This is a genomic window from Streptomyces sp. NPDC032745 (assembly GCF_055579465.1).
In genome coordinates this window covers 213,491-239,596 of the sequence record NZ_JBVING010000002.1, presented here as the reverse complement: position 1 = coordinate 239,596, position 26,106 = coordinate 213,491, and the positions used below count along the sequence as shown (strand labels likewise).

General features: G+C 73.3%; 23 protein-coding genes. 18 read left to right on the top strand and 5 right to left on the bottom strand.

Features of this window, described 5'->3' with window-relative positions; genetic code table 11:
• Positions 1–13 precede the first annotated feature (13 nt).
• The 6 genes from ACZ5WG_RS05445 to ACZ5WG_RS05420 all read left to right on the top strand — a co-directional run bounded on the left by ACZ5WG_RS05445 (position 14) and on the right by ACZ5WG_RS05420 (position 6,765).
• Positions 14–1,180, top strand: a complete 1,167-nt coding sequence (locus ACZ5WG_RS05445; RefSeq protein WP_468721445.1) for a thiolase domain-containing protein — start codon at positions 14–16, stop codon at positions 1,178–1,180.
• 130 nt (positions 1,181–1,310) lie between these two features.
• Entirely contained in the window at positions 1,311–1,550 is a 240-nt protein-coding gene (locus ACZ5WG_RS05440) for a DUF397 domain-containing protein (RefSeq protein ID WP_030295521.1), read from the top strand.
• 341 nt (positions 1,551–1,891) lie between these two features.
• Positions 1,892–2,311 (top strand): ACT domain-containing protein, encoded by a 420-nt coding sequence (locus ACZ5WG_RS05435; protein ID WP_468720835.1) that lies wholly within the window; start codon positions 1,892–1,894, stop codon positions 2,309–2,311.
• A 112-nt stretch (positions 2,312–2,423) separates the two neighbouring features.
• Positions 2,424–5,252 carry an ATP-binding protein gene (locus ACZ5WG_RS05430; RefSeq protein ID WP_468720834.1) on the top strand — a complete coding sequence of 943 codons (2,829 nt, stop codon included), beginning with the start codon at positions 2,424–2,426 and terminating at the stop codon, positions 5,250–5,252.
• 33 nt (positions 5,253–5,285) lie between these two features.
• Positions 5,286–6,128 carry a maleylpyruvate isomerase N-terminal domain-containing protein gene (locus ACZ5WG_RS05425; RefSeq protein WP_468720832.1) on the top strand — a complete coding sequence of 281 codons (843 nt, stop codon included), beginning with the start codon at positions 5,286–5,288 and terminating at the stop codon, positions 6,126–6,128.
• 136 nt (positions 6,129–6,264) lie between these two features.
• Entirely contained in the window at positions 6,265–6,765 is a 501-nt protein-coding gene (locus tag ACZ5WG_RS05420; protein ID WP_053787178.1) for a hypothetical protein, read from the top strand.
• A gap of 13 nt (positions 6,766–6,778) precedes the next feature.
• Here the strand turns inward: ACZ5WG_RS05420 and kstD are convergent, their stop codons facing one another.
• A complete protein-coding gene (gene kstD, locus ACZ5WG_RS05415; RefSeq protein WP_468720830.1) occupies positions 6,779–8,620 on the bottom strand; it encodes a 3-oxosteroid 1-dehydrogenase in 1,842 nt (613 codons plus the stop codon).
• Between the two features lie 212 nt (positions 8,621–8,832).
• On the bottom strand, positions 8,833–9,957 hold the full coding sequence (locus ACZ5WG_RS05410) for an aminoglycoside phosphotransferase family protein (protein WP_468720828.1): 1,125 nt from the start codon (positions 9,955–9,957) through the stop codon (positions 8,833–8,835).
• Between the two features lie 230 nt (positions 9,958–10,187).
• Between ACZ5WG_RS05410 and ACZ5WG_RS05405 the strand changes: the two genes are divergently transcribed.
• Entirely contained in the window at positions 10,188–11,669 is a 1,482-nt protein-coding gene (locus tag ACZ5WG_RS05405) for a DNA-binding protein NsdB (RefSeq protein WP_468720827.1), read from the top strand.
• A 101-nt stretch (positions 11,670–11,770) separates the two neighbouring features.
• Here ACZ5WG_RS05405 and ACZ5WG_RS05400 read toward each other — a convergent pair whose 3' ends face one another.
• Both ACZ5WG_RS05400 and ACZ5WG_RS05395 read right to left on the bottom strand, forming a co-directional pair.
• Entirely contained in the window at positions 11,771–13,195 is a 1,425-nt protein-coding gene (locus tag ACZ5WG_RS05400) for a PP2C family protein-serine/threonine phosphatase (RefSeq protein ID WP_468720826.1), read from the bottom strand.
• Positions 13,196–13,415: 220 nt separating this feature from the next.
• Positions 13,416–13,664 (bottom strand): SCO4226 family nickel-binding protein, encoded by a 249-nt coding sequence (locus tag ACZ5WG_RS05395; protein WP_266631957.1) that lies wholly within the window; start codon positions 13,662–13,664, stop codon positions 13,416–13,418.
• Positions 13,665–13,986: 322 nt separating this feature from the next.
• Between ACZ5WG_RS05395 and ACZ5WG_RS05390 the strand changes: the two genes are divergently transcribed.
• The 4 genes from ACZ5WG_RS05390 to ACZ5WG_RS05375 all read left to right on the top strand — a co-directional run bounded on the left by ACZ5WG_RS05390 (position 13,987) and on the right by ACZ5WG_RS05375 (position 20,455).
• The gene (locus ACZ5WG_RS05390; RefSeq protein WP_468720824.1) at positions 13,987–16,197 is read left to right on the top strand and encodes a xanthine dehydrogenase family protein molybdopterin-binding subunit; all 2,211 of its coding nucleotides are present in this window, start codon (positions 13,987–13,989) and stop codon (positions 16,195–16,197) included.
• A 29-nt stretch (positions 16,198–16,226) separates the two neighbouring features.
• A complete protein-coding gene (locus ACZ5WG_RS05385) occupies positions 16,227–16,682 on the top strand; it encodes a (2Fe-2S)-binding protein (protein ID WP_468720823.1) in 456 nt (151 codons plus the stop codon).
• Between the two features lie 230 nt (positions 16,683–16,912).
• Positions 16,913–18,451, top strand: a complete 1,539-nt coding sequence (locus ACZ5WG_RS05380) for a helix-turn-helix domain-containing protein (RefSeq protein ID WP_468720821.1) — start codon at positions 16,913–16,915, stop codon at positions 18,449–18,451.
• Positions 18,452–18,502: 51 nt separating this feature from the next.
• Entirely contained in the window at positions 18,503–20,455 is a 1,953-nt protein-coding gene (locus tag ACZ5WG_RS05375; RefSeq protein ID WP_468720819.1) for an APC family permease, read from the top strand.
• Positions 20,456–20,457: 2 nt separating this feature from the next.
• Here ACZ5WG_RS05375 and ACZ5WG_RS05370 read toward each other — a convergent pair whose 3' ends face one another.
• The gene (locus tag ACZ5WG_RS05370) at positions 20,458–21,789 is read right to left on the bottom strand and encodes a helix-turn-helix domain-containing protein (protein WP_468720818.1); all 1,332 of its coding nucleotides are present in this window, start codon (positions 21,787–21,789) and stop codon (positions 20,458–20,460) included.
• A 139-nt stretch (positions 21,790–21,928) separates the two neighbouring features.
• Here ACZ5WG_RS05370 and ACZ5WG_RS05365 point away from each other — a divergent pair, with 139 nt between their 5' ends.
• From ACZ5WG_RS05365 to ACZ5WG_RS05335, 7 genes are all read left to right on the top strand, one after another.
• Positions 21,929–22,501 (top strand): TetR/AcrR family transcriptional regulator, encoded by a 573-nt coding sequence (locus tag ACZ5WG_RS05365; RefSeq protein WP_468720816.1) that lies wholly within the window; start codon positions 21,929–21,931, stop codon positions 22,499–22,501.
• A 52-nt stretch (positions 22,502–22,553) separates the two neighbouring features.
• Positions 22,554–23,165, top strand: a complete 612-nt coding sequence (locus ACZ5WG_RS05360) for a DUF6461 domain-containing protein (protein ID WP_468721443.1) — start codon at positions 22,554–22,556, stop codon at positions 23,163–23,165.
• Positions 23,166–23,327: 162 nt separating this feature from the next.
• Complete coding sequence (locus ACZ5WG_RS05355) at positions 23,328–23,570, top strand: helix-turn-helix domain-containing protein (RefSeq protein ID WP_266631971.1); 243 nt, start codon at positions 23,328–23,330, stop codon at positions 23,568–23,570.
• A gap of 209 nt (positions 23,571–23,779) precedes the next feature.
• Positions 23,780–24,184, top strand: a complete 405-nt coding sequence (locus ACZ5WG_RS05350) for a roadblock/LC7 domain-containing protein (protein ID WP_468720814.1) — start codon at positions 23,780–23,782, stop codon at positions 24,182–24,184.
• Entirely contained in the window at positions 24,181–24,972 is a 792-nt protein-coding gene (locus ACZ5WG_RS05345; RefSeq protein ID WP_468720812.1) for a transcriptional regulator, read from the top strand. Before ACZ5WG_RS05350 ends, ACZ5WG_RS05345 begins: the two co-directional genes overlap by 4 nt.
• A gap of 80 nt (positions 24,973–25,052) precedes the next feature.
• Positions 25,053–25,478, top strand: a complete 426-nt coding sequence (locus ACZ5WG_RS05340) for a roadblock/LC7 domain-containing protein (RefSeq protein WP_030295551.1) — start codon at positions 25,053–25,055, stop codon at positions 25,476–25,478.
• Positions 25,479–25,572: 94 nt separating this feature from the next.
• Positions 25,573–25,947: a hypothetical protein gene (locus ACZ5WG_RS05335; protein WP_468720810.1), complete on the top strand. Its 375-nt coding sequence runs from the start codon at positions 25,573–25,575 to the stop codon at positions 25,945–25,947.
• The last annotated feature ends 159 nt before the right edge of the window (positions 25,948–26,106 follow it).

The window sequence follows — 26,106 nt, the reverse complement described above, 5'->3', positions numbered from 1 at the left end:
CACATCGGGCACATTGGGCAAGGAGCCCGTGGCCGTCGTCGGCATCGGCCAGACCAAACACGTCGCCGCCCGCCACGACGTCTCCATCGCGGGGCTCGTCCGCGAGGCAGCGGCGCGCGCCCTCGCCGACGCCGAGCTGACCTGGGCGGACATCGACGCGGTCGTCATCGGCAAGGCCCCCGACTTCTTCGAGGGGGTGATGATGCCGGAGCTGTACCTGGCGGACGCCCTCGGCGCGGTCGGCAAGCCCATGCTCCGCGTCCACACCGCCGGTTCGGTCGGGGGATCCACGGCCCTCGTGGCCTCCAACCTGGTCGCGGCGCGGGTCCACCGCACCGTCCTGACCCTCGCCTTCGAGAAGCAGTCCGAGTCCAACGCCATGTGGGGCCTTTCGCTGCCCGTCCCCTTCCAGCAGCCGCTGCTGGCCGGCGCCGGCGGGTTCTTCGCCCCGCACGTGCGCGCGTACATGCGTCGTACGGGCGCGCCCGACTCGGTCGGCTCGCTGGTGGCGTACAAGGACCGCCGCAACGCGCTGAAGAACCCGTACGCGCACCTGCACGAGCACGACATCACCCTGGAGAAGGTCCAGGCCTCACCGATGCTGTGGGACCCGATCCGGTACTCCGAGACCTGCCCCTCCTCGGACGGGGCCTGCGCGATGGTCCTCACCGACCGGGCGGGCGCGGCCCGTTCGCCGCGGCCGCCGGCCTGGGTGCACGGCGGGGCGATGCGCAGCGAGCCGACGCTCTTCGCGGGCAAGGACTTCGTCTCCCCGCAGGCGGGCAAGGACTGCGCGGCCGATGTCTACCGGCAGGCCGGGATCACCGATCCGCGTCGCGAGATCGACGCCGTGGAGATGTACGTGCCGTTCTCCTGGTACGAGCCGATGTGGCTGGAGAACCTGGGCTTCGCCGAGGAGGGCGAGGGCTGGAAGCTCACCGAGGCCGGGGTCACCGAACTCGACGGCGACCTCCCGGTCAACCCCTCCGGCGGGGTCCTGTCCACCAACCCGATCGGCGCCTCCGGCATGATCCGCTTCGCGGAAGCGGCCCTCCAGGTCCGCGGCCAGGCCGGTGAACACCAGGTTCCGGGCGCCCGCCGGGCCCTGGGCCACGCGTACGGCGGCGGCGCGCAGTTCTTCGCGATGTGGCTGGTGGGGGCGCAGGCCCCGACTTCCTGAACGGAATTGCTCTTCCCGGCGGGCGCACGGCTGGTGCCGGACCGGCCACGGGTGACTCACCGTGGCCTGTGCGGCACCCGCTGCGATGGTTACTCTGGCCCCCGGACGACGTACCGGGAGGAGCACGCACGTGGCCGAAAGCATGATTTCGCAGCCTCTGGCCGGCTGGGGCAAGCCGGACCTCGATCTCAGCGAGGCGGACTGGCAGTCGAGCAGCCGGGGAGCGGGCGACGTCCAGATCGCCTTCGTCGAGGGGTTCATCGCGATGCGCAACGGCGACCGCCCCGAGAGCCCCTCGCTGATCTTCGCGCCGGACGAGTGGCGCAAGTTCGTCATGAACGCGCGGGGCGGGGAGTTCGACCTGACGTAGCCGGTACGGCCCGACGCGGCGCACCACCGGACGCGGAGCCGCCGCGCCGGTGGCGCCGCCGCAGGAATCCGCCCGACACGGCCGCCCCCTCGCCCGGTGGCACCGGCGGATCCACCGGAACGGGGGCGGGGAGGCCCGGTGACGTGGCGGCATCCGCGGGAGGCGTTCCAGCCGCACCCGCGGCCGCGCCGCCGCCGGCACCAGCAGCCACACCAGTTGTACGGCCGCGGCCCCCGGCCACCGCCCCGGCTCCAGCCGGCAGGCGTGCCGTTCGCCCTCCGCGGGCGCCGACCCTGCCGGCGCGGAATCGGTCATAGCGGGATGATAGGTAGGGTGGCCGCATGAGCGGCGAGAGCGACCTGAGGAAACTGCTGAGCGGCATGCGCCCCGAGCTGCACGAAGGGCTGTACGTCTTCTGCACCGTCCCCGGAGCCGCGGCGCCGCCCTCCGGAACCACCCCCGTCGCCACCGTCCTGGAAGCCGAGGGGCTCACCCTGGTCCTGCGCCGGGAAGACGCCGACGCGGCCGGCCTCGCCTATGACTACACCGCCGGGTGGATCACCCTGCGCATCCACTCCGCCCTCGAAGCCGTCGGCCTCACCGGCGCCTTCGCCGCAGAGCTCGCCGCGCACGGACTCAGCTGCAACGTCATCGCCGGGTACCACCACGACCACCTCTTCGTACCCGCCGAGCGGGCGGCCGAGGCCGTCGCGGTACTGGAGCAACTGGCAGCCCGTTCAGCGCAAGAGGGACACCCGTAAGGGCCTGCAACGGCCCGATACCAAAGATTCCGATCCATCCCGGCAGAGGGCCTTCCGCCACGCGTACGCGGGCGTACGCTGATGCCCCGAACAGGCCTGGGGGGTACCAGCCATGACGGAACGCCGGTCCCGCAAACGGCGAATGATGTTCGAACGCGAGGCGGAACTCGCCACCGTGGAAGAAGCCCTGGAGCAGCTCACCGGCTCCAACGGCGACGGCCGTACGGATGCCGTCGCGGGCGGCGCGCTGCTCGCCTTCTCCGGCCCCGCCGGCCTCGGCAAGACCACCCTCCTCGCCGAGGTGCGCCGTCGCGCCCTCGCCCGCAACCACACGCTGCTGGCCGCCCGCGGCGGCGAACAGGAGCAGAGCCAGCCCTTCCACGTCGCCCGCCAGCTCATCCAGCCCCAGCTGGCCGGCCGCTCCGAGGCGGAACTGCGCGCCGCCCTCGGCAGCTGGTACTCCATCGTCGGCCCCGCGCTCGGCCTGTGCGCCCCCGAACAAGGCGCCCCGCCCGACCCCCAGGGCCTGCGCGACGGCCTCGACTGGGTCCTGACCCACCTCACCGTGCAGCGCGCCCCCGTCACCCTCGTCCTCGACGACGCCCACTGGGCCGACCCCGAATCCCTCTCCTGGCTCGCCGCCTTCGCCCCGCGCGCCGAACACCTCCCGCTGCTCCTCGTCGTCGCGTACCGCCCCGAGGAACTGCCCGCGCACGCCGAGGCGTTCCGGACGCTGCCCGGCCGCGCAGGACACCGCCCGCTGGCCCTCGCACCGCTCACCGAGGCCGCCGTCTCCACCCTGGTCCGCGAGGCGGTCGGCGACCACGCCGCCGACGCCTTCTGCCGCGAGGCCTGGGCCGTGACCACCGGCAACCCCTTCGAAGCCGTCGAGCTCACCGCCAAGGTCCGCGACAAGGGCCTCGCCCCCACCTCGGCCAGCGCCCCGCTGCTGCGCGACCTCGCCGCCGCCCAGCGCGGCAGCGGCCTCGTCGCCCGCCTCGAACGCCTCGGCCCCTCCACCGTCCGCTTCGCCTGGGCCTGCGCCGTCCTGGGCACCGCCATCCCGCAGGAGCTCGCCGCCCGGGTCGCCGGCCTCGGCTCCGAGGAGGCCGCCGAAGCCACCGGGCGGCTGCGGGAGGCCCGCATCCTGTCCGGCCCCGGCGAAGAGCCCGACGCCGGGCTGGAGTTCGTCCACCCGCTCATCGCCACCGCCCTCTACCGGGCCATCCCCGACGCACTGCGGGTCGCCCTCCACGGACAGGCCGCCGTGGCCGTCGTCGACGCCGGACTCGGCGCCTCCAACGCCGCCCGCCACCTGCTGGAGACCCACCCCGAGAACGACCCCTGGGTGGTACGCACCCTGCGCGAGGCCGCCGCCGAGAACCTGCGGGCCGGCGCCCCCGAGGCCGCCCGCCGCCAGCTCGCCCGCGCCCTGCGCGAGCCCCCGGACTTCGACGAGCGCGCGGCCGTGCTGTACGAGCTCGGCTGCGCCTCCCTGCTCACCGAACCCGCGAACACCGTGAACCACCTGCGCGCCGCGCTCGCCGAACCCTTCGACGACCCCGCGCTGCGCCAGGGCATCGTCATCCGGCTCGCCCAGGTCCTCGCCCACAGCGACCGCCTCGCCGAGGCCTCGGACTCGCTCGCGCGGGAGATCCCGTACACGCCGGACGCCCGGACCCGACTGCGCCTGCAGTCCGAGCAGTTCATGTGGGACGCCTTCGACGCCGTCGAGCCCGACTCCCCGGCGCGCTCGCGCCGGCTGGCCCGGCTCGCCGACCGGCTGACCGGCCGCGACCTCACCGAGCGGTACATCATCGGGCTGCGCGCCTGGGACGCCTGCCTGCGCGGCGAACCGGTGGACGTGGTCCTGCACCACGCCGTCCGGGCCCTGGGCACGGAGTTCAGCTGGGCCTACGAGGACCGCGGCTTCGAGGTACCGGTGCTCGCCGCCATGGTCCACATGTACGCCGACCGGCCCGGCCGGGCGGAGGAGCTCTTCGAGGCCGGCACCGCCGAGTTCGAACGGCAGGGCTGGCGCGGCGCCCACCTGTCCTTCGCCTACAGCCTGCGCGCCTACATCCGCTACCGGCGCGGGCGCCTCGCGGAGGCCCAGGAGCTGGCCCGGGCCGGACTGCGGCTCGCCGAGCGCGTGGGCCGCGGTACGCCCGTGCACTGGTACAGCATCGCGATCCTCGCCACGACGCTGCTCGCGCGGGGTCGGGTGGACGAGGCCTGGGAGCTGGCGCGGGAGCACGCGTTCGGGGAGTCCGTCCCGGCGGCCGTGGTCTTCCCCGACCCGCAGACCGTGTACGCCGAACTGCTGCTCGCCCGCGGCCAGACGAAGGCGGCGGCGGCCGAACTCGAGGCCGTGGACCGCAGGCTGAGCCGGCGCGGGATCCAGAACCCGTCCTGGTGCCCGTGGCAGCTGCACCTGGCCCGGGCGGTGGCGGCGGAGGACCCGGTCAGGGCGCGCGCCCTGACCGCCGATGCGGTACGGCGGGCCCGCGCCTTCGGGGCCCCGTCCGGTGTGGGCCAGGCGCTGCGGGTGGCGGCGGAGGTGGCGCCCCCGGAGGAGCGGGTGGGGCTGCTGACGGAGGCGGTGGAGCTGCTGTCGGCCTCGCCGGCCGGGTACGAGCTGGCGTGCGCGCTGGCCGCGCTGGGCACGGAGCTCGGGGACGCGGAACTGCTGGCGCGGGCGACGGCGACGGCGCGGGAGTGCGGGGCGGACGGGCTGGCGGCGAGCCTGGGCGGGGCGGCGACGGGTGGTGCGGTCCGGGAGGACGGGCTGACGGACGAGGAATTCCGGGTGGCGGAACTGGCCGTACGGGACGACCCGGCGGTGCGGGGCCGGGACCTGTCCCCGGTCTACCGGAAGCTGGGCACGGACCGGTCCGGGCTCGCGGAGGCGCTGGAGGCGTTCGCCCGGAGCTCAAGGTGATACGGAGGGTGCCGGCGCGGGCAGGGTGACGTCATGGACGTCATCGACCACCGACAGAGGCTCTCCCACTTTCGCAACGAGACGCTGGCCTTCGAGAAGGCGATCCGGCACGCGATCTCCGAGCCCGGCGACGGACCGGTCCCGCTGGTGCCGTCCTGCCCCGGCTGGTCGGCCGCCGACCTCGTCGGGCACCTGGGCGGGGTGCACCGGTTCGTCGCCCGCATCCTGCGCGACCGCCTGGCCGAGGCCCCGGACCACACCGATCTGACGATCTTCGCGATTCCGGAGGACCCGGCGGTACGGGCGGCCTGGCCGAAGCCGGCGACCGAGCCGAACCGCGGGCCGGTGCCGGAGGCGCTGACGGAGTGGTTCGCGCAGGGCGCGCGGCAGCTGGAGGGCCTGTTCCGGGAGCTGGGGCCGGACGTGCCGGTGTGGACGTGGTCGGTGGACGCCGCGGCGCACACGAGTGGCTTCTGGCTGCGGATGCAGACGATCGAGCTGGCGGTGCACCGGTGGGACGCGGAGTCCGCGACCGGGGCGCCGGGGCCGGTCGACGCGGAGATCGCGGCGGACGCGGTCCCACAGACCTTCGAGGCGATGGCCCCGTTCCGGCGGGCCGTGACCGGGGCGCCGGCCGGGGCGGGGGAGCGGTACCGCTTCCGGCGGACGGACGGTCCCGAGTCCTGGACGGTCACGTTCTCGGGGGAGCGGGTCCTGGTGGAGCACGGGGTCACGGACCCGGTGGACGTGGAGGCCGCGGGGACGGCGTCGGACCTGATGCTGTTCCTCTGGCGGCGGACCCCGTCCACCGGCCTGGCGGTCACCGGGGACGCGGACCTGCTGCCGCACTACTTCACCCTGGTCCCGCCGGTGTGACCGCTGGGCGGGTCGGGGACGGCCCCGCGCAGCGGCTCGCCACCCCCGCCGCGGGCGACCGGTTCCGGAGGCGCGCCCTCCGGCGGATGGGCGGGCCCGGGCCCGTGGAACGCGGGCGGGCACGTACCATGGCGGCATGTCCTTCCTCCGCCGCAACCGCGCCGCCACACCCGCCGGCCCGGACTTCGACGTCCTGGCCATGGACCCGGGGGACTGGCCGGGCAATCTCGGGGCCGGGCTGCTGCCCGCGCCCGACGGCAGCTGCCAGGGCGTCTTTCTCCGCTACGACCTGTTCGGCGGACGCGGCCCCGCAATGATCATCGGCAACCTCCCCGAGGGCTCCCCGGCCCGGGAGCTCACCGAGGGCCAGGTCCCCTTCGAGGTGGCCCAGCTCCTCGACGCCCTCGAGAACGACGAGGACGTCGAGGTCACCGGCACCGAGGACTGCCCCGTCATGCAGGGCGACAACCTCCTCATCGTCCGGAAGATCAAGCTGTCCGAGGGCCGGATCAGCTGCGTGCAGTTCGACCGCAGCGACAACGTGCTGGTCACCATCGCGAGCTGGGACCGGCCCATCACCGACGACCTGTACGCCCTCCTGAAGCCGCTCCCCGCCGAGCTCTTCCAGCAGGGGTAGCAGCCACCGCCGCTTACGCGTCCGCGATGTCGTTCGCCGCCACGTAGCCGAACGTCATCGCGGGGCCGATGGTCGACCCCGCCCCCGCGTAGCTGTGCCCCATCACCGCCGCGCTCGCGTTGCCCGCCGCCCACAGGCCCCGGATCACGGACCCGTCCGGCCGCAGCGCACGCGCCCGCGCGTCCGTGACGATGCCCCCCTTCGTGCCCAGGTCACCCGGCACGATCTTGAAGGCGTAGAACGGCGGCGCCCAGATCGGGGCCAGACACGAGTTCGGCTGCACCCCCGGGTCCGTGTAGTAGTGGTCGTACGCCGTGTCGCCCCGGTGGAAGTCGGGGTCGGTCCCGTTCCACGCCTGCGCGTTGAACCGGTTGAGCGTCGCCCGGAGCGCCCCCGCCGGGACCCCGATCTGGCCGGCCAGCGCGTCCCAGGTCCACGCCTTCTTCGCCGCGCCCGCCTGGTACCAGGAGTCCGGGAAGACGATCGTCGGCAGGATGTCCTTGAACAAGTACTTGTTGCGGTAGTTCTGATCCACGATCAGCCACGCCGGGATGTGCGAACCGACCGCGCCCCGGTCCTTCTCGTACATCACGTGCACCACATCGCTGTACGGCGCCGCCTCGTTGACGAACCGCGCGCCCGCCCCGTTCACGATCAGCCCGCCCGGCAGGGTGCGTTCGGCGAGGCAGAAGTACGGCTCGCCCGGCAGCGGGATCGACGGACCCCACCACGCGTCCTCCATCAGCGCCAGCGCCGCCCCCGCCCGCTGCCCGGCCCGGATCCCGTCGCCCGTGTTCTCCTTGGCGCCCACCGACCACTGGGTGCCGATCGGCTGCTGCTGGTACTGCGCCCGCATCTGCGCGTTGTGCTCGAATCCGCCCGAGCCGACGACCACGCCCTTGCGGGCCCGTACGACCCCCCGTACGCCCTCCTTCTCCACCACCACTGCGGTGACCGCACCCGCCTCCTGCACCAGGTCGACCAGCGGGCTGTTCAGCCAGACCGGCACCCCCGCCTGCATCAGTCCGGCCCGCAGGCCGGCCGCCAGCGCCTGGCCCATCGTGAGCGGCTCCTGCCCGCACAGTGCGGCCTTGGTGCCGCGCGCCAGGCACTCCGTGGACACCGCCAGCCCCTTCGCGTTCACGGCCGCCAGGTTCAGCCACTTGTAGTCCTGGCTGAACACCACCATCCCGGCCGGGACCGGCATGTACGCCGGGTTCAGCCGGGCCAGTTCGGCGCCCAGGAGATGGCCGTCGATCTGGTCGGGCTCGATGGACCGGCCGTTCGGCAGCCCGCCCGGGAGGTTCGGGTAGTAGTCGCTGTACCCGTCCATGTACCGGAAGCGCAGCGGGCTGTTGGCCATCACGAAGTCCAGCATCCGGGGGCCGTTGGCGAGGAACGCGGCCTGCCGGTCCGCCGACGAGCCGTCGCCGACGACCGCCGCCAGGTACGCCGCCGCCTTCTGCGGGGTGTCCGGCACCCCCGCGGCCAGGATCACCGAGTTGTTCGGCAGCCAGATCCCGGCCCCGGACCGCGCCGCTGAACCGCCGAAGGTCGGCGCCTTCTCGACCACCAGCACGCTCAGACCCCGCTTGGCGGCGGTGAGCGCGGCCGTCATCCCGGACGCCCCCGACCCGACCACGACGACGTCGTACTCACCGAGCGGAACCCCGTCCGCGGCCCGCGCGAGGGCCGACGGCAGCACGGCGGCCGCGACCACCCCCGCCCCGGCCCCGGCGAGCACCGTGCGGCGGGAGGGGAGCGCAGGGCTCGCGGGATCCGCCGGCACGGGACCGGGGCTCGCGGGATCAGGGCGTACGGGAACGGGGCGTACCGGACCGGCGTTTGCGGACATGGGCGGGCTCCAGCGGAGTGGGGAGGGCGGGGACGGCGGCTCCAGCATGTCTGATGCTGAGTCAGAAAAGGTGTTCGGGGGATCATGTGATGTCAAGGCATACGCAGGGGTAGCGAGACGGGCCGAGACGGCACCGAACGCACGAAATCCCGTGGTACGCACATCGAGTGCGTACACCACGGGATTTTCGTACGGGGTGCGGGCCGCCGGGATCAGCGGGTCCCGACCGCCGCGCGTACCGCCCTGCGGGCCATGCCGCAGTCGTCGTGCAGACGGCGCAGCAACAGCCGCTGCTCCTCGCCGGAGGACAGGGCACCCATCGGCAGGGGCTGGGTCGGGGCGGTCGCCAGCATGGAGCGCTGGACCGCCGTCTCACACATCCGGATCTCCCGGGTCAGCACCAGCATCAGGTTGACCAGGAAGGCGTCCCGCGCGGCCGGACCGGCCGACTGGGCGAGCCGGCTGATCTGGCTGCGGGCGGCCGGGGCGTCGCCCAGCACCGTCCACAGCGTGGCCAGGTCGTAGCCGGGCAGGTACCAGCCCGCGTGCTCCCAGTCGAGCAGCACCGGCCCGGCCGGGGACAGCAGCAGGTTCGACAGGAGCGCGTCACCGTGGTTGAACTGCCGCTGCACGCCGGCCAGTTTCAGCCCGCACAGCAGCTTCTGCAGATCACCCAGGTCCCGGTCGGTGAGCAGTCCCAGCTCGTGGTACCGCGCCACGCGCTGCCCGTAGTTCAGCGGGTCCCCGAAGAGATCGGCCGGCGGACGCCACTGGTTCACCCGGCACACCGCGCCCAGCGCGGCCCGTACGTCGGCCCGCGGCGGGGCCTCCACGGGGTGCCTCTGCAAAGCCGCGACCCGGCCCGCCATCCGTTCGACCACCAGCGTGCAGTTCTCGGGATCCGCGGCGATCAGCCGCGGCACCCGGACCGGCGGGCGGTGTCGGACGAACGTCCGGTACGACCCTATTTCGTGCCGGTACCGCTCTCGCCATTCCGGCGAGTGGTCCAGTAAAACCTTGGCGACCGCGGTCATCCGGCCTGTCGTCCCGACCAGCAGGACCGACCGGCCGCTGCGCCGCAGCACCTGTACCGGCGCGAACTCCGGGCAGATGCGTTGCACCGAGGCGAGCGCGGTGCGCAGCTGCGCACCCTGCGGCCCCGAGAGGTCGATTCTTCCGCTGAGCGGCTGCGATCCGGCCCCCGGCATCCGCCGCGCCCGTACGGCGCCCTGCGCCGGTGCCGCCTGGCGGCCGGGGTCGAGGTAGGGGCCGCCGCCCGCCTGGAGCGTGCGGTGCGGCCGGACCGGGGCGGACACGGAGGACGTTGCTGCGTACATGGCGTTACGGATCCCTTCGTGCGCCGACGAGTTGCGTACGCCGCCCCGCCGGTCCCGTACTTCACCCTGGGGAGTTCCGCCCGGAGACCGGGTCGGGGAGGCGCATTCCTACCTGACACCCGGCCGTGGGTGGCGGACCATCTTGCGTGCCCTGGCGAAGCCTGGCGAATAGTCGCTGGGCATCTGACGGCGGGCTACTGTCAAATCAGCCGAGAACCTGGGGGCTTGACGTGAGCAAAGGACCAAACACCCGCTTGAACGACTTGTTCGGCCTGGCCGGCTGGTCGAAGGGTGAGCTGGCGAGGATGGTCAACCGGCAGGCGGCGGCCATGGGCCACCACCAACTGGCCACCGATACCTCGCGGGTTCGGCGCTGGATCGACATGGGGGAGTCCCCGCGCGAACCGGTGCCCACCGTACTGGCAGCCCTGTTCACCGAGCGGCTCGGTCGTGTCGTGACCATCGAGGACCTCGGGTTCGTACGGCAGCGGCGCACCTCCAAACGGCAGCCGGACGGGGCGAAGGACAACCCCGACGGAATGCCCTGGGCGCCCGAACGCACAGCCGCGGTCCTCACCGAATTCACGGGAATGGACCTCATGCTCAACCGACGCGGTCTGATGGGCGCGGGCGTCGCGCTCACCGCAGGCTCCGCCCTCACCCACGCCATGAACGACTGGCTGCACACCGACCCCGCCCCCGCCAAGGCCCCGCAGAACTTCGGCGACTCCTACCAGGCCGATCCGATCGGCTACGACCGCTACGAAGCCGCCCCCATCGGCTCCCAGGAGATCGAGGCCCTGGAGCGCTCCGTGGAGGTCTTCCGCGCCTGGGACGCCTCACGAGGGGGCGGGCTGCAGCGCAAAGCCGTGGTCGGCCAGCTCAACGAGGTCGGCGGCATGCTCGCGTACCACCACCCCGACCACCTGCAGCGGCGGCTGTGGGGCGTGGCGGCCAACCTCTCCGTGCTGGCGGGCTGGATGTCCCACGACGTGGGTCTCGAACCCACCGCGCAGAAATACTTCGTCATCGCGGCGCACGCCGCCCGAGAGGGCGGGGACCGGCCGAGGGCCGGCGAAGCGCTGTCCCGGGCGGCGCGCCAGATGGTCCACCTGGGCAAGCCGCACGAGGCCCTCGACCTCATGAAGCTGGCGCAGTCGGGCTCCGGCGAGCAGACCCTGCCCCGCACCCGCGCCATGCTGCACACCATCGAGGCCTGGGCACAGGCCTCGATGGGCAAGGGCCAGGCCATGCGCCGCACCCTCGGCGAGGCCGAGGACCTGTTCGTGTCGGACAAGGGCGACGTGCCACCGCCGTCGTGGATGCAGAACTTCGACGAGGCGGACCTGCACGGCATGCAGGCCCTGGCGTTCCGCACCCTCGCCGAACACGACCCCTCGGTCGCGCCGATCGCCCAGCGGCACGCCCGGGAGGCGCTGCGGCTGCGGTCCGGCGGCCACCAGCGCTCGCAGATCTTCGACTACATCTCCATGGCCTCGGCCTGCTTCATCGCCGACGACCCGGAGCAGGCCGACCGCTACGCCCGGCTCGCGCTGGTCTCGATGAACGAGACCTCCTCGCACCGGACCTGGGACCGACTGCGCGAGATGTACCGGCTCACCGGCCAGTACGCCGGGTACGCGCGCATCGAGGACCTGCGCGCGGAGATCAAAATGGCCCTGCCGAACAGCCCGACGCAGCGCACCGTCTAGCCTTGCGCGGGCACCCCGCACCGGTGCGTGCACCGGCACCCGTACGGAGAAGAGAAAGGCCGCGCCTTCCGGCGCGGCCATGAGAAGTCCGTACTCGGCGGTCAGCCGCCGACCCTGGCCACCAGGACGCAGGCGTCGTCCTCGCGTTCGCTCTCGCCGAACTCCTCCACCACCATCCGCACGCAGTCCTGCGCCGACCGTGCCGCCGTGAACCGCGGCGCCAGGGCCAGCAGCCGCTCGGTGCCGTCCGCCCGGCTGAACTCGATGCTGCGCGGCGTCAGTCCGTCCGTGTGCAGGACGAGCACGTCGCCGGCCTGCAGCCGTTCCTCGGCCTGCCCGTACGCCGCCCCGGAGGTCGCGCCCAGCAGTACGCCCTCCGGCGGCTGCAGGGCGCGCCCCGAGCTGCCGCGGAACAGCAGGGGGGCGGGGTGGCCGGCCTGCGCCCAGGAGAGCACACGGCGTGCGGGATCGTAGCGGCAGCAGACGGCTGAGCCGAGCGCCGGTTGTACGGAGGTCTCAAGGAGCTGGTTGAGCCAGCCCATCAGCGGGCCCGGCTCGATCCCGGCCATGGCCATGCCGCGCAGGGCGCCCAGCATCATCGCCATCCCGGAGGTGGCCGTCACCCCGTGCCCGGTCAGGTCGCCTACCGTCAACAGCGAGCGGCCGTCGGGCAGTTCGAGTGCGTCGTACCAGTCGCCGCCGATCAGGGCGCTCGTCGCGGAGGGCAGGTAGTGCGCGGCGACGTCGAGCGCGCCGGTGGTGTGGTGCGGGAACCGCAGGGAGCCGCGCCACGGGGGGAGCACGGCTTCCTGCAGCTCGACCGCCAGCCGGTGCTCGGTCTGCGCGATCTCCCGCCGGCGCTGCAGCGAGTCACGGGACTCCCGCTCGGCGCGCTGGCTTCGGCGCAGCTCACTCACGTCCCGGAGCACGGCCCACATGGAGGCCGTGCAGCCGTCGGAGTCGAGCACCGGCTCGCCTCGCATGTGCAGCGTCCGGACGCGGCCGTCGGCCCGGACAATGCGGAACTCGCCGTCGATCGGTTTGCCGTCGACCAGACAGGCCGTCACCATCGAGGTGAGCAGCGGCTGGTCCTCGGAGAAGAGGGTGGAGCCGAGTTCGTCGAGGGGGAGCGGGCCCGCCTCGGGCGAGCGGCCGAAGATCTGGAACAGCTCCTCGGACCAGTTGACCTCGTCGGTGAGCAGGTTCCACTCGGCGCTGCCGACGCGGGTCTGCTGGGGCTCGGTCCCGGCCGCGGGCGCCCCCTCGGGGAGCTCGTCGAGTTCGGGGGCGGGCGGCAGGCCTTCCTTGAGCTGCCCCAGGTGCTCGCGCAGGTCGTCGAGGTGGTGGACGGCGAGGTCGCACAGGGCGCGCTGCCAGCGGCCGTGGGCGTCGTCGTCATCGACGACGGTGTCGCGGCGCACCGCGTCGACCTCGCCGCGGAGCTGCCGGGTCTGTGAGATCAGAGCGTCCACCGAACCGGGCTCGGGCGGCTGCGCGGGACGGTCCGCGAAGAGGTGGGACGGCATGAGAACTCCGATACAGGCGGCGCGGCACGGCCAAGTCTGAAGGAAGGACCGGTTACGACTGTTGCACAGGCGGCGACGGCCCGTAAGGCGTTTGGCAACATCCGTAATGTCGTTGCTTCTGGCATATGCCAAGGGCCTCCCGGCCCCCCCTTCGCCTGTACGAACGTTTCCGGTCAGCCCTGCCGCGTTCCCTTCGGCGGCCTCCGGCCGCCCTCCGGTGTCACACGCTGAGCGGCACCGGGTGGATCTCGCTGGCCGGGTGTCCCGTGCGCTCGTGGATCCGCAGCACCGCGTCCGCCGAGGGAGCCTCGGACAGGCAGTAGACGGTCCCGGATGCGGGGTCGGCCCAGGCGCGCTCGAAGTGCACCTTCTCGTCGCCCTCGATCGCCAGGTCCGCCTTGTGGGCGGCCATCAGCTCGGCTTCCGTGATGCCCTTCATGCCGTGGTGGACATCCATGTACATCGTCACCGCCGCACACCTCCTCACGTGTCTTTGCGAGTGCAGCCGTATCTCCTCCCATCCTCCTCCCGCGGCCGGAAACCGGCCCTTCGGAAGGCGCGGATCGATCGTACGGACGAGGTGTACGAGACCTCCGCACGGCAGAACCCGTACCCGAGCCGGATCAACACCCCCGCTGGAGTACCCCCCGAACGAAGGACCCCCCTCGCTGCGCGGCCCGTACCGCCGCCCCGCTTCCCACCCCACCCGGTGATCGCTACCCTACGTGTCGGTAACGAGTCGGGGGAGGTCCGCGCACGCGGGCCCGCGCAGGAGTTGGGGACACAGCAACATGACCGGGCAGAGCCGCCGCTCCTTCCTCACGTACCTCGTCGCGGCGCCGACGCTCGCCCTCGTCACCCGGGCCGGGGCCGACGTCCTCGCCCCGCAGCCCGCCCACGCCGTGGTCCCGAGCCTGCCCGCCCCGGCCGATCTGGTGGACCTCGGCGACCTGTTCATCCTGGCCGGCGCGCCCACCTCCGCCCTGCTGGCGCTCTCCGTGGAGGCGGACGGGACCATCCGCTTCCGGCTGCCGCGCGAGGAGGTCGGCCAGGGGCTCACCACCGCCGCGGCCATGCTCGTAGCGGAGGAGCTCGACGCGCCGCTGGCCGCCGTCCGCGTGGAACTGGACGACGCGAGGCCCGAGCTGCTGTTCAACCAGCTCACCGGAAGCTCCAACTCCATCCGCTCCCTCTACGGGCCGGTCCGGCAGGCCGCTGCCACCGCCCGGGCCCGCCTGGTCGCGGCGGCCGCCCGCCGGTGGGGCCTCGCCGCGTCCTCGCTGACCACCGTGAACGGCGCCGTACGGGCCCCCGACGGACGCACCGCCGACTACGGCAGCCTCTCCGCGGCCGCCGCCGACCCCGCCCTGATCGTCCTCGGCGCAACCCCGAAGAAGGCGGCGAAGCACTCCCTCGTCGGCAGGCCCACCGGCCGGATCGACGCCCGCGCCATGGTGACCGGCGCCCAGCAGTACACCCTCGACCTCGACGTGCCCGGCGCCAAGCCCTGCGTGGTGCGCCGCCCGCCCTCCCTCGGAGGCGGCGTCAGGGCCGTCGCCAACCTCGCCGCCGTCCGCGCCATGCCCGGCGTCCTGCACGTGGTCACCGTCCCGACGGGGGTCGCCGTCGTGGCCGAGACCTTCGGCCAGGCCCTCGACGCCAAGGCCGCCCTCCAGGTCACCTGGGGCCCCGGCCCCGCCGACCAGCTCTCCGACGCGCAGGTCCGCGCCAAGCTGCGCGCCGCCACCCCGCCGCTGCTGGTTCCGCCGCTCCTCACCCCGTACGTGGACGCCGAGTTCGACTTCGCCTTCGTCAGCCATGCGCCCATGGAGACCAACTCCGCCGTGGCCGACGTACGGGACGACCGCGCTGAGATCTGGTCCGGGCTCAAGTCCCCGATCGTGGCCCGCGAGACCATCGCCGCCGATCTCGGCCTGCCGCTCGACAAGGTCACCGTGCACGTGGTCCAGGCCGGCGGCTCCTTCGGGCGGCGGCTCTTCTTCGACGCGGCCCTGGAGGCTGCCCGGGTCTCCAAGGCCTGCCGCCGTCCCGTCCGGCTGATGTGGACCCGCGTCGACGACACCCGGCACGGCCGGATGCGCCCCGCCACCCACCACAAGATCCGCGCCACCCATCTGCTGGGCGAGGTACTCAGCTTCGAGCACCGGGTGGCCGCCGCCGAGACCGACTTCCGCCACGGCCTCGGCGAGATCATCACCGCCACCGCCGCCAGCCTGCCGCTCGGTATCGGCAACGCGACCCTGGCGCAGACCCTGTTCCACACCACGATCAAGTCCCCCTACCACTTCGGGCTCACCACGCACGGGCTCAGCGAGGTGCCCACCGGCATCCCGACCGGCTCCTGGCGCTCGGTGTACTCCGCCAACACCCGGGGCGCCGAGGAGATCGTGGTCGACGAACTCGCGGCGCGGACCGGCAAGGACCCGTACCAGTTCCGGCGCACCTTCCTGAAGACCGACGCCCAGCGCGCCGTACTCGACAAGGCGGCGACGGAGGGGGAGTGGGGACGGCCGATGCCGGCGGGCTGCGCGCAGGGCATCGCCTTCCACGACGAGTACAAGTCCCGCACCGCCTGCCTGGTCGAGATCGACGCCCGCGACCCGGAGCACGTCCGCGTCACCAAGGCCGTCATCGCGGTCGACGTGGGCCTGCCCGTCAACCCGCGCGGACTGGAGGCCCAGATGATCGGCGGCCTCACCGACGCGATCTCCACCACTCTGAAGGCCGGCCTGCACCTGGACAAGGGGTTGCCGCTGGAGGGCAGTTACAGCCAGTTCCACTGGGCCCGGCAGCGCGACACCCCGCATGACGTACGGGTCTTCGTGCTGCCGGCCACCGGGGAGGAGCCGGGCGGCGCGGGCGAGCTCGGCGTACCCGCCGCGGTGGGCGCCATCGCCAATGCCTGGGCCCGGGCCACCGGCAACAAGCCGCGCAGCTTCCCCCTCGACTTCGACGTCGACTTCACCCCGTACCCCCGCTAGAACAGCCCGTCAGTTCAGGAGAGTCCGCCGTGCCCTCGCACACCTTCACCGTCAACGGGCAGAGCGTCACCGTGGACGCGCCCGACGATCTGCCCCTGCTGTGGGTGCTCCGCGACATGCTGGGCGTGCGCGGCCCCAAGTACGGCTGCGGCGTGGACGTCTGCAAGGCCTGCACCAGCCATCTCGACGGGGCGGACATCCGCCCGTGCGTGGTGCCCGTCGCCGCGTGCGCCGGCAAGACGGTGACCACCATCGAGGGATTGGCGAACGGGGACGAGCTGCACCCCGTGCAGGAGGCCTGGCTCGAACAGGACGTCGCCCAGTGCGGTTTCTGCCAGCCCGGCCAGATCATGGCCGCCGTCGCCCTCCTGAAGCGCACCAGCACGCCCACGGACGAGGACATCGACGCCATCGCCAACATCTGCCGCTGCGGCACCTACTTCCGCATCCGGGAGGCCATCCGCAGCGCCGCCGCCCGGATGTGAGCGACCGGACGTGAGCGACCGGGCGCGGGCGATCCGGTCGGAGCGAGAGGGACCCCGGCGACTCCCCCGTCGATGCCGGGGCCCGACCGCTCGTGGTCAAACCTAGGCGGGCGGCGGCCGGTTCGCAGGGTCCGCCGTGCCCAGTGAGCAGGTGCATCGGGTATCACTGCGCACAGTGTGCGCCGGCGGCGGAGCCACTGAGGGTGCCTCCCGGCGGTAGCCGGGGGAGAATGCAGCGGCGCGACCCGGACGATAAGGAACCTGCCATTTCTCATCTGCCCGTCCCGCCGGCGCCCGATGCGGCGCCCCCGCCCGCGGACCGGTCCCGTACCCGGTCCGAGGACGTCCTCAAGCTGCACCGGCTCGCCCACTCGGGCGGTTCGGCCGCGGTGCTGCAGTGGCTCGCCGCCCGGCTGGGCGGCTGGACCGGCGTGGTGGACGCCGACGGAGCCGCGGGTCCGGAGATCGCCGTCCGCGGGGCCGCGGAGCTGCGCGCCCGGGGTGTGCGCTCGGCCGTCCTGCACGGCGAGCGCTCGGCCGCGCTGCTGTTCGCGCTGGACGGGAGCCGCGCGCTGGCCGCCGTACTGGACCTGTCGCACCACCCGGGAGCATCCGCGCTGCTCGCGGACGCCGCCGCCGTGCTGGCCCTGGTCCTGCGCGCCGAGGAGGCCGAGCGCCGCGAGGAGCGGGCCGAACTCGCCGAATCGCGGGCCCGCGAGGCCGTCCTGCACCTGCTGATGAACGGCCGGCTCTCCACCGCGCGCCAGATCGCCGAGGCGCTCTGCCCGTCGCTGCCCGAGCCGATGCGGATGTACGTCGTGGAGTGCCGGGCCGGGGAGCGCGGCGAGGTGGCCCGGCTCTGCGAGGAGCTGACGGACGGCCGGGCCTGGATCGTGCGCTGCCCGGTGTACGTGCGCCACCTCCTCGTCCTGGTTCCCGGCGACCTCGCGGCGACCTCGGCCGAGCACGATCCGCTGGCCGAGGCGCTGGTGGCGGTGGCCCGCGACTGCACGGTCGGGGTCAGCGCGGAACTGCGGCTGCGCGAGGCCCCGGCCGCCTACACCCAGGCCTTCCACGCCCTTGCCGTCGCCCGCGGCCGCGGCGGGCGGCACGCCCGTTTCGGCCCCGGGCCGGAGCTGGAGCTGGCCGCCCACGCGGCCGGGACCGGCTGGGCCGAGGCCCTGCTCGCGCCCCTGCACACGTACGTGCCCCGGCGCCCCCAGGACCCCGGCGCACAAGAGCTGCGGGCCACCGCCCATGCCTGGCTGAACTTCTGCTCGCACGCGACGCGGCTGCTGAAGATCCACCGCAACACCCTGGCCACCCGGCTGCGGCTGATCGAGTCGGTGCTCGGCGTGGACCTCGGGCGGCTCCCCGAGCAGGCGGCGCTCTCGCTCGCGCTGCGGCTGACCCCGGGCGGTGCGGGCGGCGGCGCCGGGGCTTCGCCGGGCGGCGCGGCCGGCGCTCCGGCCGATCTGGACGGCGTACTGAGCCACCCCGACCTGGCGGCCTGGGCCCGTGCGCATCTGGCACCCCTGACCGGGCGGGACGCTCCGCCCGGCGCCCGGGAGACCGTACGGGCCTGGCTGCGCCACGACGCGCACCTGGTCCCGGCGGCGGCCGCGCTGGGCATTTCGGTGCCGGGCACGCGCAAGCGGCTGACCCGGATCGAGGCGCTGCTGGAGCGCTCGCTGCTGCGCTCGCCGAGCGCCCGCTACGACCTGTGGCTGGCTCACCGGGCCGAGGAACTGGCCGGGTTCGCGGCATGACACAGCCCCAATGAGGGACAAAGTGCATGAAATATGCACGATCATGCCGGGATGAGGCGTATCAATCTCAAGCGCGTGCTGGTGGGTGAACCGCTCGACACCGCGCGACTGGGCGAGACCCTGCTGCCCAAACGGCTCGCGCTGCCGATCTTCTGCAGCGACCCGCTCTCCTCGGTGGCCTACGCCACCGAGGAGATCCTGCTGATCCTCGCCCTCGGCGGTGTCGCGCTGCTCCACCTCACCTGGTACGCGGCCGCCGCCATCGTCTTCCTGATGTTCGTGGTCGTCGCCTCCTACCGGCAGACCTGTTACGCCTATCCGGGCGGCGGCGGCGCGTACATCGTCAGCTCCGAGAACCTCGGCCAGACCGCCGCCCTGACCGCCGCCAGCGCGCTGCTCGTCGACTACGTCATGACCGTCGCCGTCTCCGTGGTCTCCGGCGTGGACGCCATCACCTCCGCGATCCCCGCCCTCAGCGACCATGAAGTCGGCCTGTCGGTGGGGTTCGTGGTGCTGCTGGTGCTGATGAACCTGCGCGGCGTACGGGAGTCGGGACGCATCTTCGCCATTCCGACCTACGGGTTCGTCCTCGTCATCTACGTCATGTTCGCCGTGGCGGCCGTCCGGATCGCGACCGGCGAGACCATCCGGGCCGAGTCCGCCGACCTCCCGATCACCGCCGAGGGCACGTTCACCGGCCTGGGCCTGGTGCTCCTCGCGATGCGGGCCTTCGCCTCCGGCTGTACGGCCCTCACCGGTGTCGAGGCGATCAGCAACGGCGTACCCGCCTTCCAGAAGCCCAAGAGCCGCAACGCCGCCAACACCCTGGCCGTGATGGGCTTCCTGTCGGTGACCATGTTCCTCGGCATCACCATCCTGGCCATGGTGTACGAGGTGCACGTCGCCGCCGACCCGACGGAACTGGGCCTGCCGCCCGGCACACCGATGTCCACCGCGCTCGCCCAGATCGGCCGTGCCACCTTCGGGAACTGGCACTTCCTCTTCTATCTGCTCCAGGCCGTCACCGCGGGCGTACTGATCCTCGCCGCGAACACCGCCTTCAACGGCTTCCCGATGCTCGCCTCGATCCTGGCCAAGGACCGGTACGCACCGCGCCAGCTCTTCAACCGCGGCGACCGGCTCGTCTACTCCAACGGCATCGTGCTGCTCGCGCTCACCGCCGTGGCCCTCATCGTCTCCTTCGACGCCCAGCTGACCCGCCTCATCCAGCTCTACATCATCGGCGTCTTCGTCTCCTTCACCCTCTCCCAGACGGGCATGGTCCGGCACTGGCGGCGGGAGCTCGCCTCCCCGGCCACGCCCAAGGCGGAGCGGATCCACATCCACCGGAGGCTGGCGATCAACGCGGTCGGCGCCACGCTGACCGCCGTGGTCCTGATCATCGTCCTGACCACCAAGTTCACGCACGGCGCCTGGCTGGTCGTCATCGCGATGCCGCTGCTGTTCCTCGGCATGAAAGGGGTCCGCAGGCACTACGACCGGGTTTCCGCCCAGGTCGCCGTCGCCCCCGGGGTCAAACCGCGCAAACCCGCCCGCCACCACGTGCTGGTGCTGGTCGCCAACGTGCACGCCCCGACGCTGAAGGCACTCGGCTACGCACAGGCGCTGCGGCCGGACACCCTGACGGCCGTCACCGTCGCCGCCGACGAGGAGGACGCGCGCCGGCTGCGCGAGGCGTGGGCGGAGCACGACCCGGGCGTCCCGCTGAAGATCCTGCACTCCCCGTACCGCGAGGTCGTCGGGCCGGTGCTCGCGCACATCCAGGAGCTGGCCGCCGCCGAGGGGACGGACATCCTGTCCGTGGTGATCCCCGAGTACGTGGTCGGGCACTGGTGGGAGCAGCCCCTGCACAACCAGAACGCGTTCCGGCTGAAGGCGAGGCTGTTGTTCACGCCGGGCGTCGCGGTGATCGACGTACCGTACCTGCTCGAGTCGGCCCGGCCGGCGCCGCCGCAGGAGCCTGCGGAGTCGACGAGGGCCTGAGGTCAGTTCCTGCGGCGCGGCGCGCGACCGGCCGGCTTCGGTCCCGGTGCGGCCGGCTCGCCCGCGGCCCGCTGGAGCACCGCCGCATGGGCCAGCGCCAGCTCCACCACGTGCGCCGGGTCGGACAGCGTGCGGCCGGTCAGCTGCTCGAGGCGCCGCAGCCGGTTCGAGACGGTGTTGCGGTGGCAGTACAGCCGCTGGGCGGCGTACGTCGTCGAGCCCTGGCAGGTCAGCCAGGTGCCCAGTGTGTTCAGCAGCACCCGGCGGTCCTCCGCGGGCAGCGCCAGCACCGGCCCCAGCACCACCTGCCGCAGCCGGCCCGCGAGTTCGGCCTGGGAGGCGACCAGCGCCGTCGGCAGCCGCTCGTCCAGCAGCGCGGTGCACGGACCGCCGGACGCCGGGACGGTGCGCAGCGCCAGCGCGGCCAGCCAGCGTGCCCGGGCCAGGTCGCCGGGGCTCTCCACGACCGGACTGACCCCGGACCGGGCTCTGAGCGGGCCGAGCAGTTCCCGTACGGACTCCAGCGGATGGTGGCCCAGCTCCACCAGGCCGGTCTCGCCGTCGGCGCGGATCCGCCACAGCACGCGCAGGGCGCTCGCGGCCGGTTCGGCGCAGAGCCGGCCGGGGCCGCCCGGATCGACGAAGCCGCCGAGGCCGCCTGAGCCGCCGGTGCCGCCGGAGCCGCCGGACGCGCTGGTGCCGCCGGAGCCGCCCGAGCCGGAGCCGCCCGAGCCGGAGCCGCCCGAGCCGAGTACGACGACCGCGAACCGGCCGCGCTCGGGCAGCCCGAGCTGGGCCGCCGCCTCCGAGACCGCGGGCCCGTCGGACGGACCCGCGCCGTCGAGCAGTGCGTCCAGGAGGGCCGCCCGGCGCTCCCGGTCGCGGTCCCAGCGGGCGGCCTCCGTACGGCGGTACGCGTCGGCCACCGCGTCCGTCAGCTGGTCCAGTACGTCCCACAGCACGGCCGCGGCCGGCAGCAGCCGGGGCAGCGCCGCCGGGTCGTGCGCGGCCACGGCCTCGTTGAGGGCCTGCCACACCAGCCGGCCGCCGCGCCGGTAGGTGCGCAGCAGCGAGGCGAGCGGCAGGCCCTGTTCGGCGCGGAGCGTACCGGTGGCCCGCGCGTCGGCGAGCTCCACGGGCAGCCCGCGGATGCCGAGGACCAGGCCCTCGACCGCCTGCCGCAGGTTGTGGTGGATCCGCTCGCGCAGCTCGGCCCGGCCGAGCAGGGCGGCGTACGCGGGGTCCTCGGCCAGCGTCCGGTCGGCGAGCCGGTCCGCCGTCGCCGCGATGCGGCGGGACAGGTCCTCTCGTATCTCCTCGATGATCCGCTCCATGACGGGCAGAGTGACACGTGGGAGGGGTCGCAGGGGAGGGCCCGGACCGTGCCGCATCCGCTAGCGTGTCCGAATCACTGCATGCGGAGTGGCCACCGTGCCGTGCTCCGCACCCCCGGACACCGGCAGGGGACCGCCCATGCGCCAGAACCCGGAGCGCCGCGCCGCGCTGCTCGACGCCGCGATCGAAGTCCTGGCGCGCGGGGGCTCGCGGGGCCTGACCCTGCGCGCGGTGGACGCCGAGGCGGGCGTACCGACGGGCACCGCCTCGAACTACTTCGCCGACCGGGCCCAGTTGCTCGTACAGATCCTGCACCGCACCCGGGAGCGGCTGATCCCCGCCCCGGCGGACCAGGCGGACCTGGCGGGCCCGCTGGACGCCGAGGCGCTGCTCGGGCAGCTCCTGGAGCGGGTGCGGCGGGAGCGCAGCGTGCACATCGCCGTGCTGGAACTGCGGCTGGAGGGCATCTGGCGCCCCGAACTCCAGGCGGAGCTCGCCGCGTTCCAGGAGGCCGAGCTGGAGGCGGACGCGGCCCGGCACCGGGGGGCCGGGCTGCCGGGGGACCGGCGGAGCGTGGTGCTGCTGCACCTGGCGGTGCTCGGCCTGATCGTGGACGACCTGACCGCGCCGGCGCTGCTCGAGCCGTATCCGGTGGAGGGGCTCATCGAGACGATGGTCGAGCGCCTCCTCCCGGAGCGCCCCGCGCACTGACTATCGTGCCGGTGGGGGAGTGCCGGCACGAAGCGCGGAGGGGACCGTGGAGATGACCGGGGGCTCGGGCGGCGGCATCCAGTGGCTGGCGGACTGGGACGGCTGGTACGCCGGCCTCACCTTCGCCCGGGGCATAGCACCCGGCGAACTCGCGCTGCGCCTCGGCGCACTGCCGGGCATCCGGCCCGGCCCGCTGGGCGCGACGGACGCCTGGAGCATGGTGACCGAGACCATGGACGGCGACGGCGTGGCCCGCGTCGGCAGCTGGGGCGGCTGGTCCTTCGCCGTCGAGCACGGCATGCCGGCCGGGGCGGAGCGGCTGGCCGAGGTCTCCCGGTCCGGCGTCGAGGCCGTCCACCTCGACCCGCAGCCGGACCACCCGCCCAAGCAGTTCGCCTACGCACGGGACGGTGAGATCGTGTGCTGCTTCGGCCTCGGCGAGGAGGGCTGGCGCGGCGGCCACCGGCCGGACTTCCTGCTCCCGGAACTGGTCGCGGCGGGGATCCTCGCCCCGGAGGGCACCCACGCCCGCCCCGAGGACGAACCCTGCGCGGACCGCGACCGCCGCACCCTCGCCGTCCTCGAACACCGCTTCGCCCTGTCCTTGCCCCGCCACCTGATCGAAGACACCCCCCTGCCGGCCTTCGTGACCTGCACCCAATAGCCCGCGGCCGGGCCGGAGTGCGGAGTTTTGCGCGGGTGTGGGGGGAACGGACCCGAAGCGTGGTGATCTTATGCCCGGAAGTGCGCGAGTCAGCTGGGATTGCGGGCGGTAAGCGACTTTTATGGGGGTGCCAGGACTCGTACCGGAGCAGGGGGAGTATTCATGGGCACCGACGGCAGCCAGAAGGACAGCGCACCCACCCTGATCGGTTCCGTGCAGCGCGCGCTGCGCCTGGTCGAGGCGATGTACGCCGAGGGCGGCGCGACGGCGAAACGGCTCGCGCGGGTCACCGGCATTCCGCTGCCCACCGTGTACCACCTGCTGCGCACCCTCACCCACGAGGGATACGTGGAGCGCGAGGGCGGCGCGTTCCGGCTCGCGGACCATCTTCCGCTTGCTTCGTGAGCCCCCGTGCGCCCTTGTGCGGGATCGCCGACGGTGATCAACATTCGTGATCAGAAGTCGACGGGTTCCGGCCAAGCTGTCGCGTGGTTCTGTGCATGTTCCAGCGGAAAATGCCAGAAGCCCCTTCCGTGCTGTGGAACGTGAGTAAGTTCCCTCCTGTCGCGCCGTAGACCGTGCACTTCGCACGTCTGGCCGGGAGGGGAGCCCGCGTGCCCGGGATCGACGAATGCCTGCTCGAAGCCATGGCCCTGCCTGGTGCGCGGGGGGCCGCGCTGGTCGACTGGAGCAGCGGACTGGCCCTCGGCACCGCCGGGGACTCGCCGGTCGGCGACCACGAGACCACCGCCGCCGAGACCGCCGAGCTGGCCCGGGCGGCCGCCGAGTACGAGTCCTTCGCCCAGCCGGCCCCGGACTCCGCCGAGGGTGAGCCCGCGGGCCAGCCCGTCGAGGACCTGATCGTCACCACCCGGACCGGCTACCACGTCCTCCGCTTCGTCGAGACCAGCTTCGACAGCAGCGTCTTCCTCCACCTGTGGCTGGACCGCACCGACGGCAACCTCGCCCTCGCCCGGCACAGACTCCGCGCCCTCGCCGAGGAGCTGGTCCTCAGATGACCGGCACCCAGGTGGGCGGCCTCGCCGCCGTCGCCGTCTCCCCCCTGCTCACCCGGCTCGCCGCCGAGCGCGCCACCGGCGCCCTGCTCCGCGACCGCGGCACCCTCTTCCTGGAGGACGGCCGCATCGTGCACGCCGAGAGCCCGGCCACGCCCGGCCTCGACGTACTCCTCACCACCGGCGGCGGTCTCGCCCCCGAGCGCTGGCGCGAGGCGGTGGACCGGGCCGGCGCCCGCCGCCAGGTCGCCCGGTTCCTCGTGGACAGCGGGGGCCTCGCCGGCGGCGAACTGGAGATCTGCCATCTCGCCGCGATATTCGACGCAGCCTTCTTCGCCCTGTCCCCGGGCACCGGCCCCTCCCGCTTCCGCCGCGGGGCCACCCACTGGATCGGCTCCGTCCGCTCGGTCCCGGCCGCCGCCGTCGAGCGGGAGACCCGGCGCCGGCGGGAGCTGCTCGACGCCGTGTGGCCGTACCCGCTGCTGGACACCTCCCCCGTGGTGCCGCGGGCCGCCGCCCCCGGGCAGACCGTCACCGCGCGCCAGCGGATCCTGCTGGCCCAGGCGGACGGCGTACGTACCCCCGCGGACCTCGCGTGGGTGCTGGGCCGGCCGGCGTTCCACACACTGCTCGACGTACGGCGCCTCGCGGCGGCCGGACTGGTCGAGACCCCGCACGCGCCGGTCCTGACACCGGTCGAAACACCCCTGCCCGACTGGATGACCCAGACCCAATCCCCGGACGTGGCGCTGCTTCGCCGGTTACGCGACGCACTGGAGGCAAGCCTGTGAGGCTCCCGCTGCGACCGGCTCTGCGCTCCGAGCGCGCCGACCGCTCCGAGCGAAGGCAGCCCGAAAGGAGAAAGGCCGACATGAGCACGGCGATGGTGCCCCCCGAGGCCGAAGCCGACATACTCGCCGAGCTCCGCAGGCTGCGCGCCCGGGTCCCCCAGCTCACCGGCGCCCTCGCCGGCAGCGCCGACGGCCTGGTCCTCGCGCAGGACAGCGCCGCCACCGAGGTGGAGTCCGTCGCGGCACTGACCGCGGCCGCCCTCGGAGTGGCCCAGCGGCTCAGCGACTGCACCGGACAGGGCGGATTCCGCGAGCTGCTGATACGCGGCGAACACGGATACGTGGCCACCTACGCGGCCGGGGACGCAGCCGTCCTCACCCTGATCGCGGAGCCCCGCGTCAACGTCGGCCGGCTCCATCTGGAGGCCCGCCGCTCCAGCCTGCGGATAGCGGAGCTCATCGACCACGTCCTCGGGCGCCGCGGCCCCGAGATCCCGTCGGCCTGAGCCGCGCTGCCGCACCACACCCCGTACCCATCACCGACAGACCGCAGAAACCGCAGACACCGTAGAAACGGTAGAAGAAAGAGGAGGGCCACTCATGGCCAACGTGGAGACCGCACTCAAGGAATGCACCGCCACCATCGACGGCGCGATCGGCGCCGCCCTGGTCGACTACGACAGCGGCATGGCCCTCGGCACCATCGGCGGCAGCAAGGAGCTCGACCTCCAGGTGGCCGCGGCGGGCAACACCGACGTGGTCCGCGCCAAGGTCCGCACCATGGACATGCTCGGCCTCAAGGAGGAGATCGAGGACATCCTGATCACCCTCGGCAGCCAGTACCACCTCATCCGCCTGCTGAAGGGCCGCGGGTCCAAGGGGTTCTTCCTCTACCTCGCGCTCGACCGTGGCAGGGCCAACCTCGCGATGGCCCGGCACCAGCTCAAGAAGATCGAGGCCGAGCTCGAAGTCTGAGCAGACGTTCGGTCCGACCCCGACGCTGAGGTGGCGGGCGGCTGAATTCTTTGCCGTCCGCCCCGGGGGACAAGGGCTATATGTCCATGATGGGGGGACTTTATCATCCCGTTACCGAGTAGGATGCTGTCATCACCTGATCATCGAAATAGCTTAAAA

What these genes read in the sequence shown, in the direction of transcription:
- ACZ5WG_RS05435 (WP_468720835.1), top strand. Translation starts at nt 1,892, where the DNA reads ATGAGCGGCGAGAGCGACCTGAGGAAACTGCTGAGCGGCATGCGCCCC.
- ACZ5WG_RS05430 (WP_468720834.1), top strand. Translation starts at nt 2,424, where the DNA reads ATGACGGAACGCCGGTCCCGCAAACGGCGAATGATGTTCGAACGCGAG.
- ACZ5WG_RS05425 (WP_468720832.1), top strand. Translation starts at nt 5,286, where the DNA reads ATGGACGTCATCGACCACCGACAGAGGCTCTCCCACTTTCGCAACGAG.
- ACZ5WG_RS05420 (WP_053787178.1), top strand. Translation starts at nt 6,265, where the DNA reads ATGTCCTTCCTCCGCCGCAACCGCGCCGCCACACCCGCCGGCCCGGAC.
- kstD (WP_468720830.1), bottom strand. Translation starts at nt 8,620, where the DNA reads ATGTCCGCAAACGCCGGTCCGGTACGCCCCGTTCCCGTACGCCCTGAT.
- ACZ5WG_RS05410 (WP_468720828.1), bottom strand. Translation starts at nt 9,957, where the DNA reads ATGTACGCAGCAACGTCCTCCGTGTCCGCCCCGGTCCGGCCGCACCGC.
- ACZ5WG_RS05400 (WP_468720826.1), bottom strand. Translation starts at nt 13,195, where the DNA reads ATGCCGTCCCACCTCTTCGCGGACCGTCCCGCGCAGCCGCCCGAGCCC.
- ACZ5WG_RS05390 (WP_468720824.1), top strand. Translation starts at nt 13,987, where the DNA reads ATGACCGGGCAGAGCCGCCGCTCCTTCCTCACGTACCTCGTCGCGGCG.
- ACZ5WG_RS05380 (WP_468720821.1), top strand. Translation starts at nt 16,913, where the DNA reads ATGCAGCGGCGCGACCCGGACGATAAGGAACCTGCCATTTCTCATCTG.
- ACZ5WG_RS05375 (WP_468720819.1), top strand. Translation starts at nt 18,503, where the DNA reads ATGAGGCGTATCAATCTCAAGCGCGTGCTGGTGGGTGAACCGCTCGAC.
- ACZ5WG_RS05370 (WP_468720818.1), bottom strand. Translation starts at nt 21,789, where the DNA reads ATGGAGCGGATCATCGAGGAGATACGAGAGGACCTGTCCCGCCGCATC.
- ACZ5WG_RS05365 (WP_468720816.1), top strand. Translation starts at nt 21,929, where the DNA reads ATGCGCCAGAACCCGGAGCGCCGCGCCGCGCTGCTCGACGCCGCGATC.
- ACZ5WG_RS05360 (WP_468721443.1), top strand. Translation starts at nt 22,554, where the DNA reads ATGACCGGGGGCTCGGGCGGCGGCATCCAGTGGCTGGCGGACTGGGAC.
- ACZ5WG_RS05355 (WP_266631971.1), top strand. Translation starts at nt 23,328, where the DNA reads ATGGGCACCGACGGCAGCCAGAAGGACAGCGCACCCACCCTGATCGGT.
- ACZ5WG_RS05345 (WP_468720812.1), top strand. Translation starts at nt 24,181, where the DNA reads ATGACCGGCACCCAGGTGGGCGGCCTCGCCGCCGTCGCCGTCTCCCCC.
- ACZ5WG_RS05340 (WP_030295551.1), top strand. Translation starts at nt 25,053, where the DNA reads ATGAGCACGGCGATGGTGCCCCCCGAGGCCGAAGCCGACATACTCGCC.
- ACZ5WG_RS05335 (WP_468720810.1), top strand. Translation starts at nt 25,573, where the DNA reads ATGGCCAACGTGGAGACCGCACTCAAGGAATGCACCGCCACCATCGAC.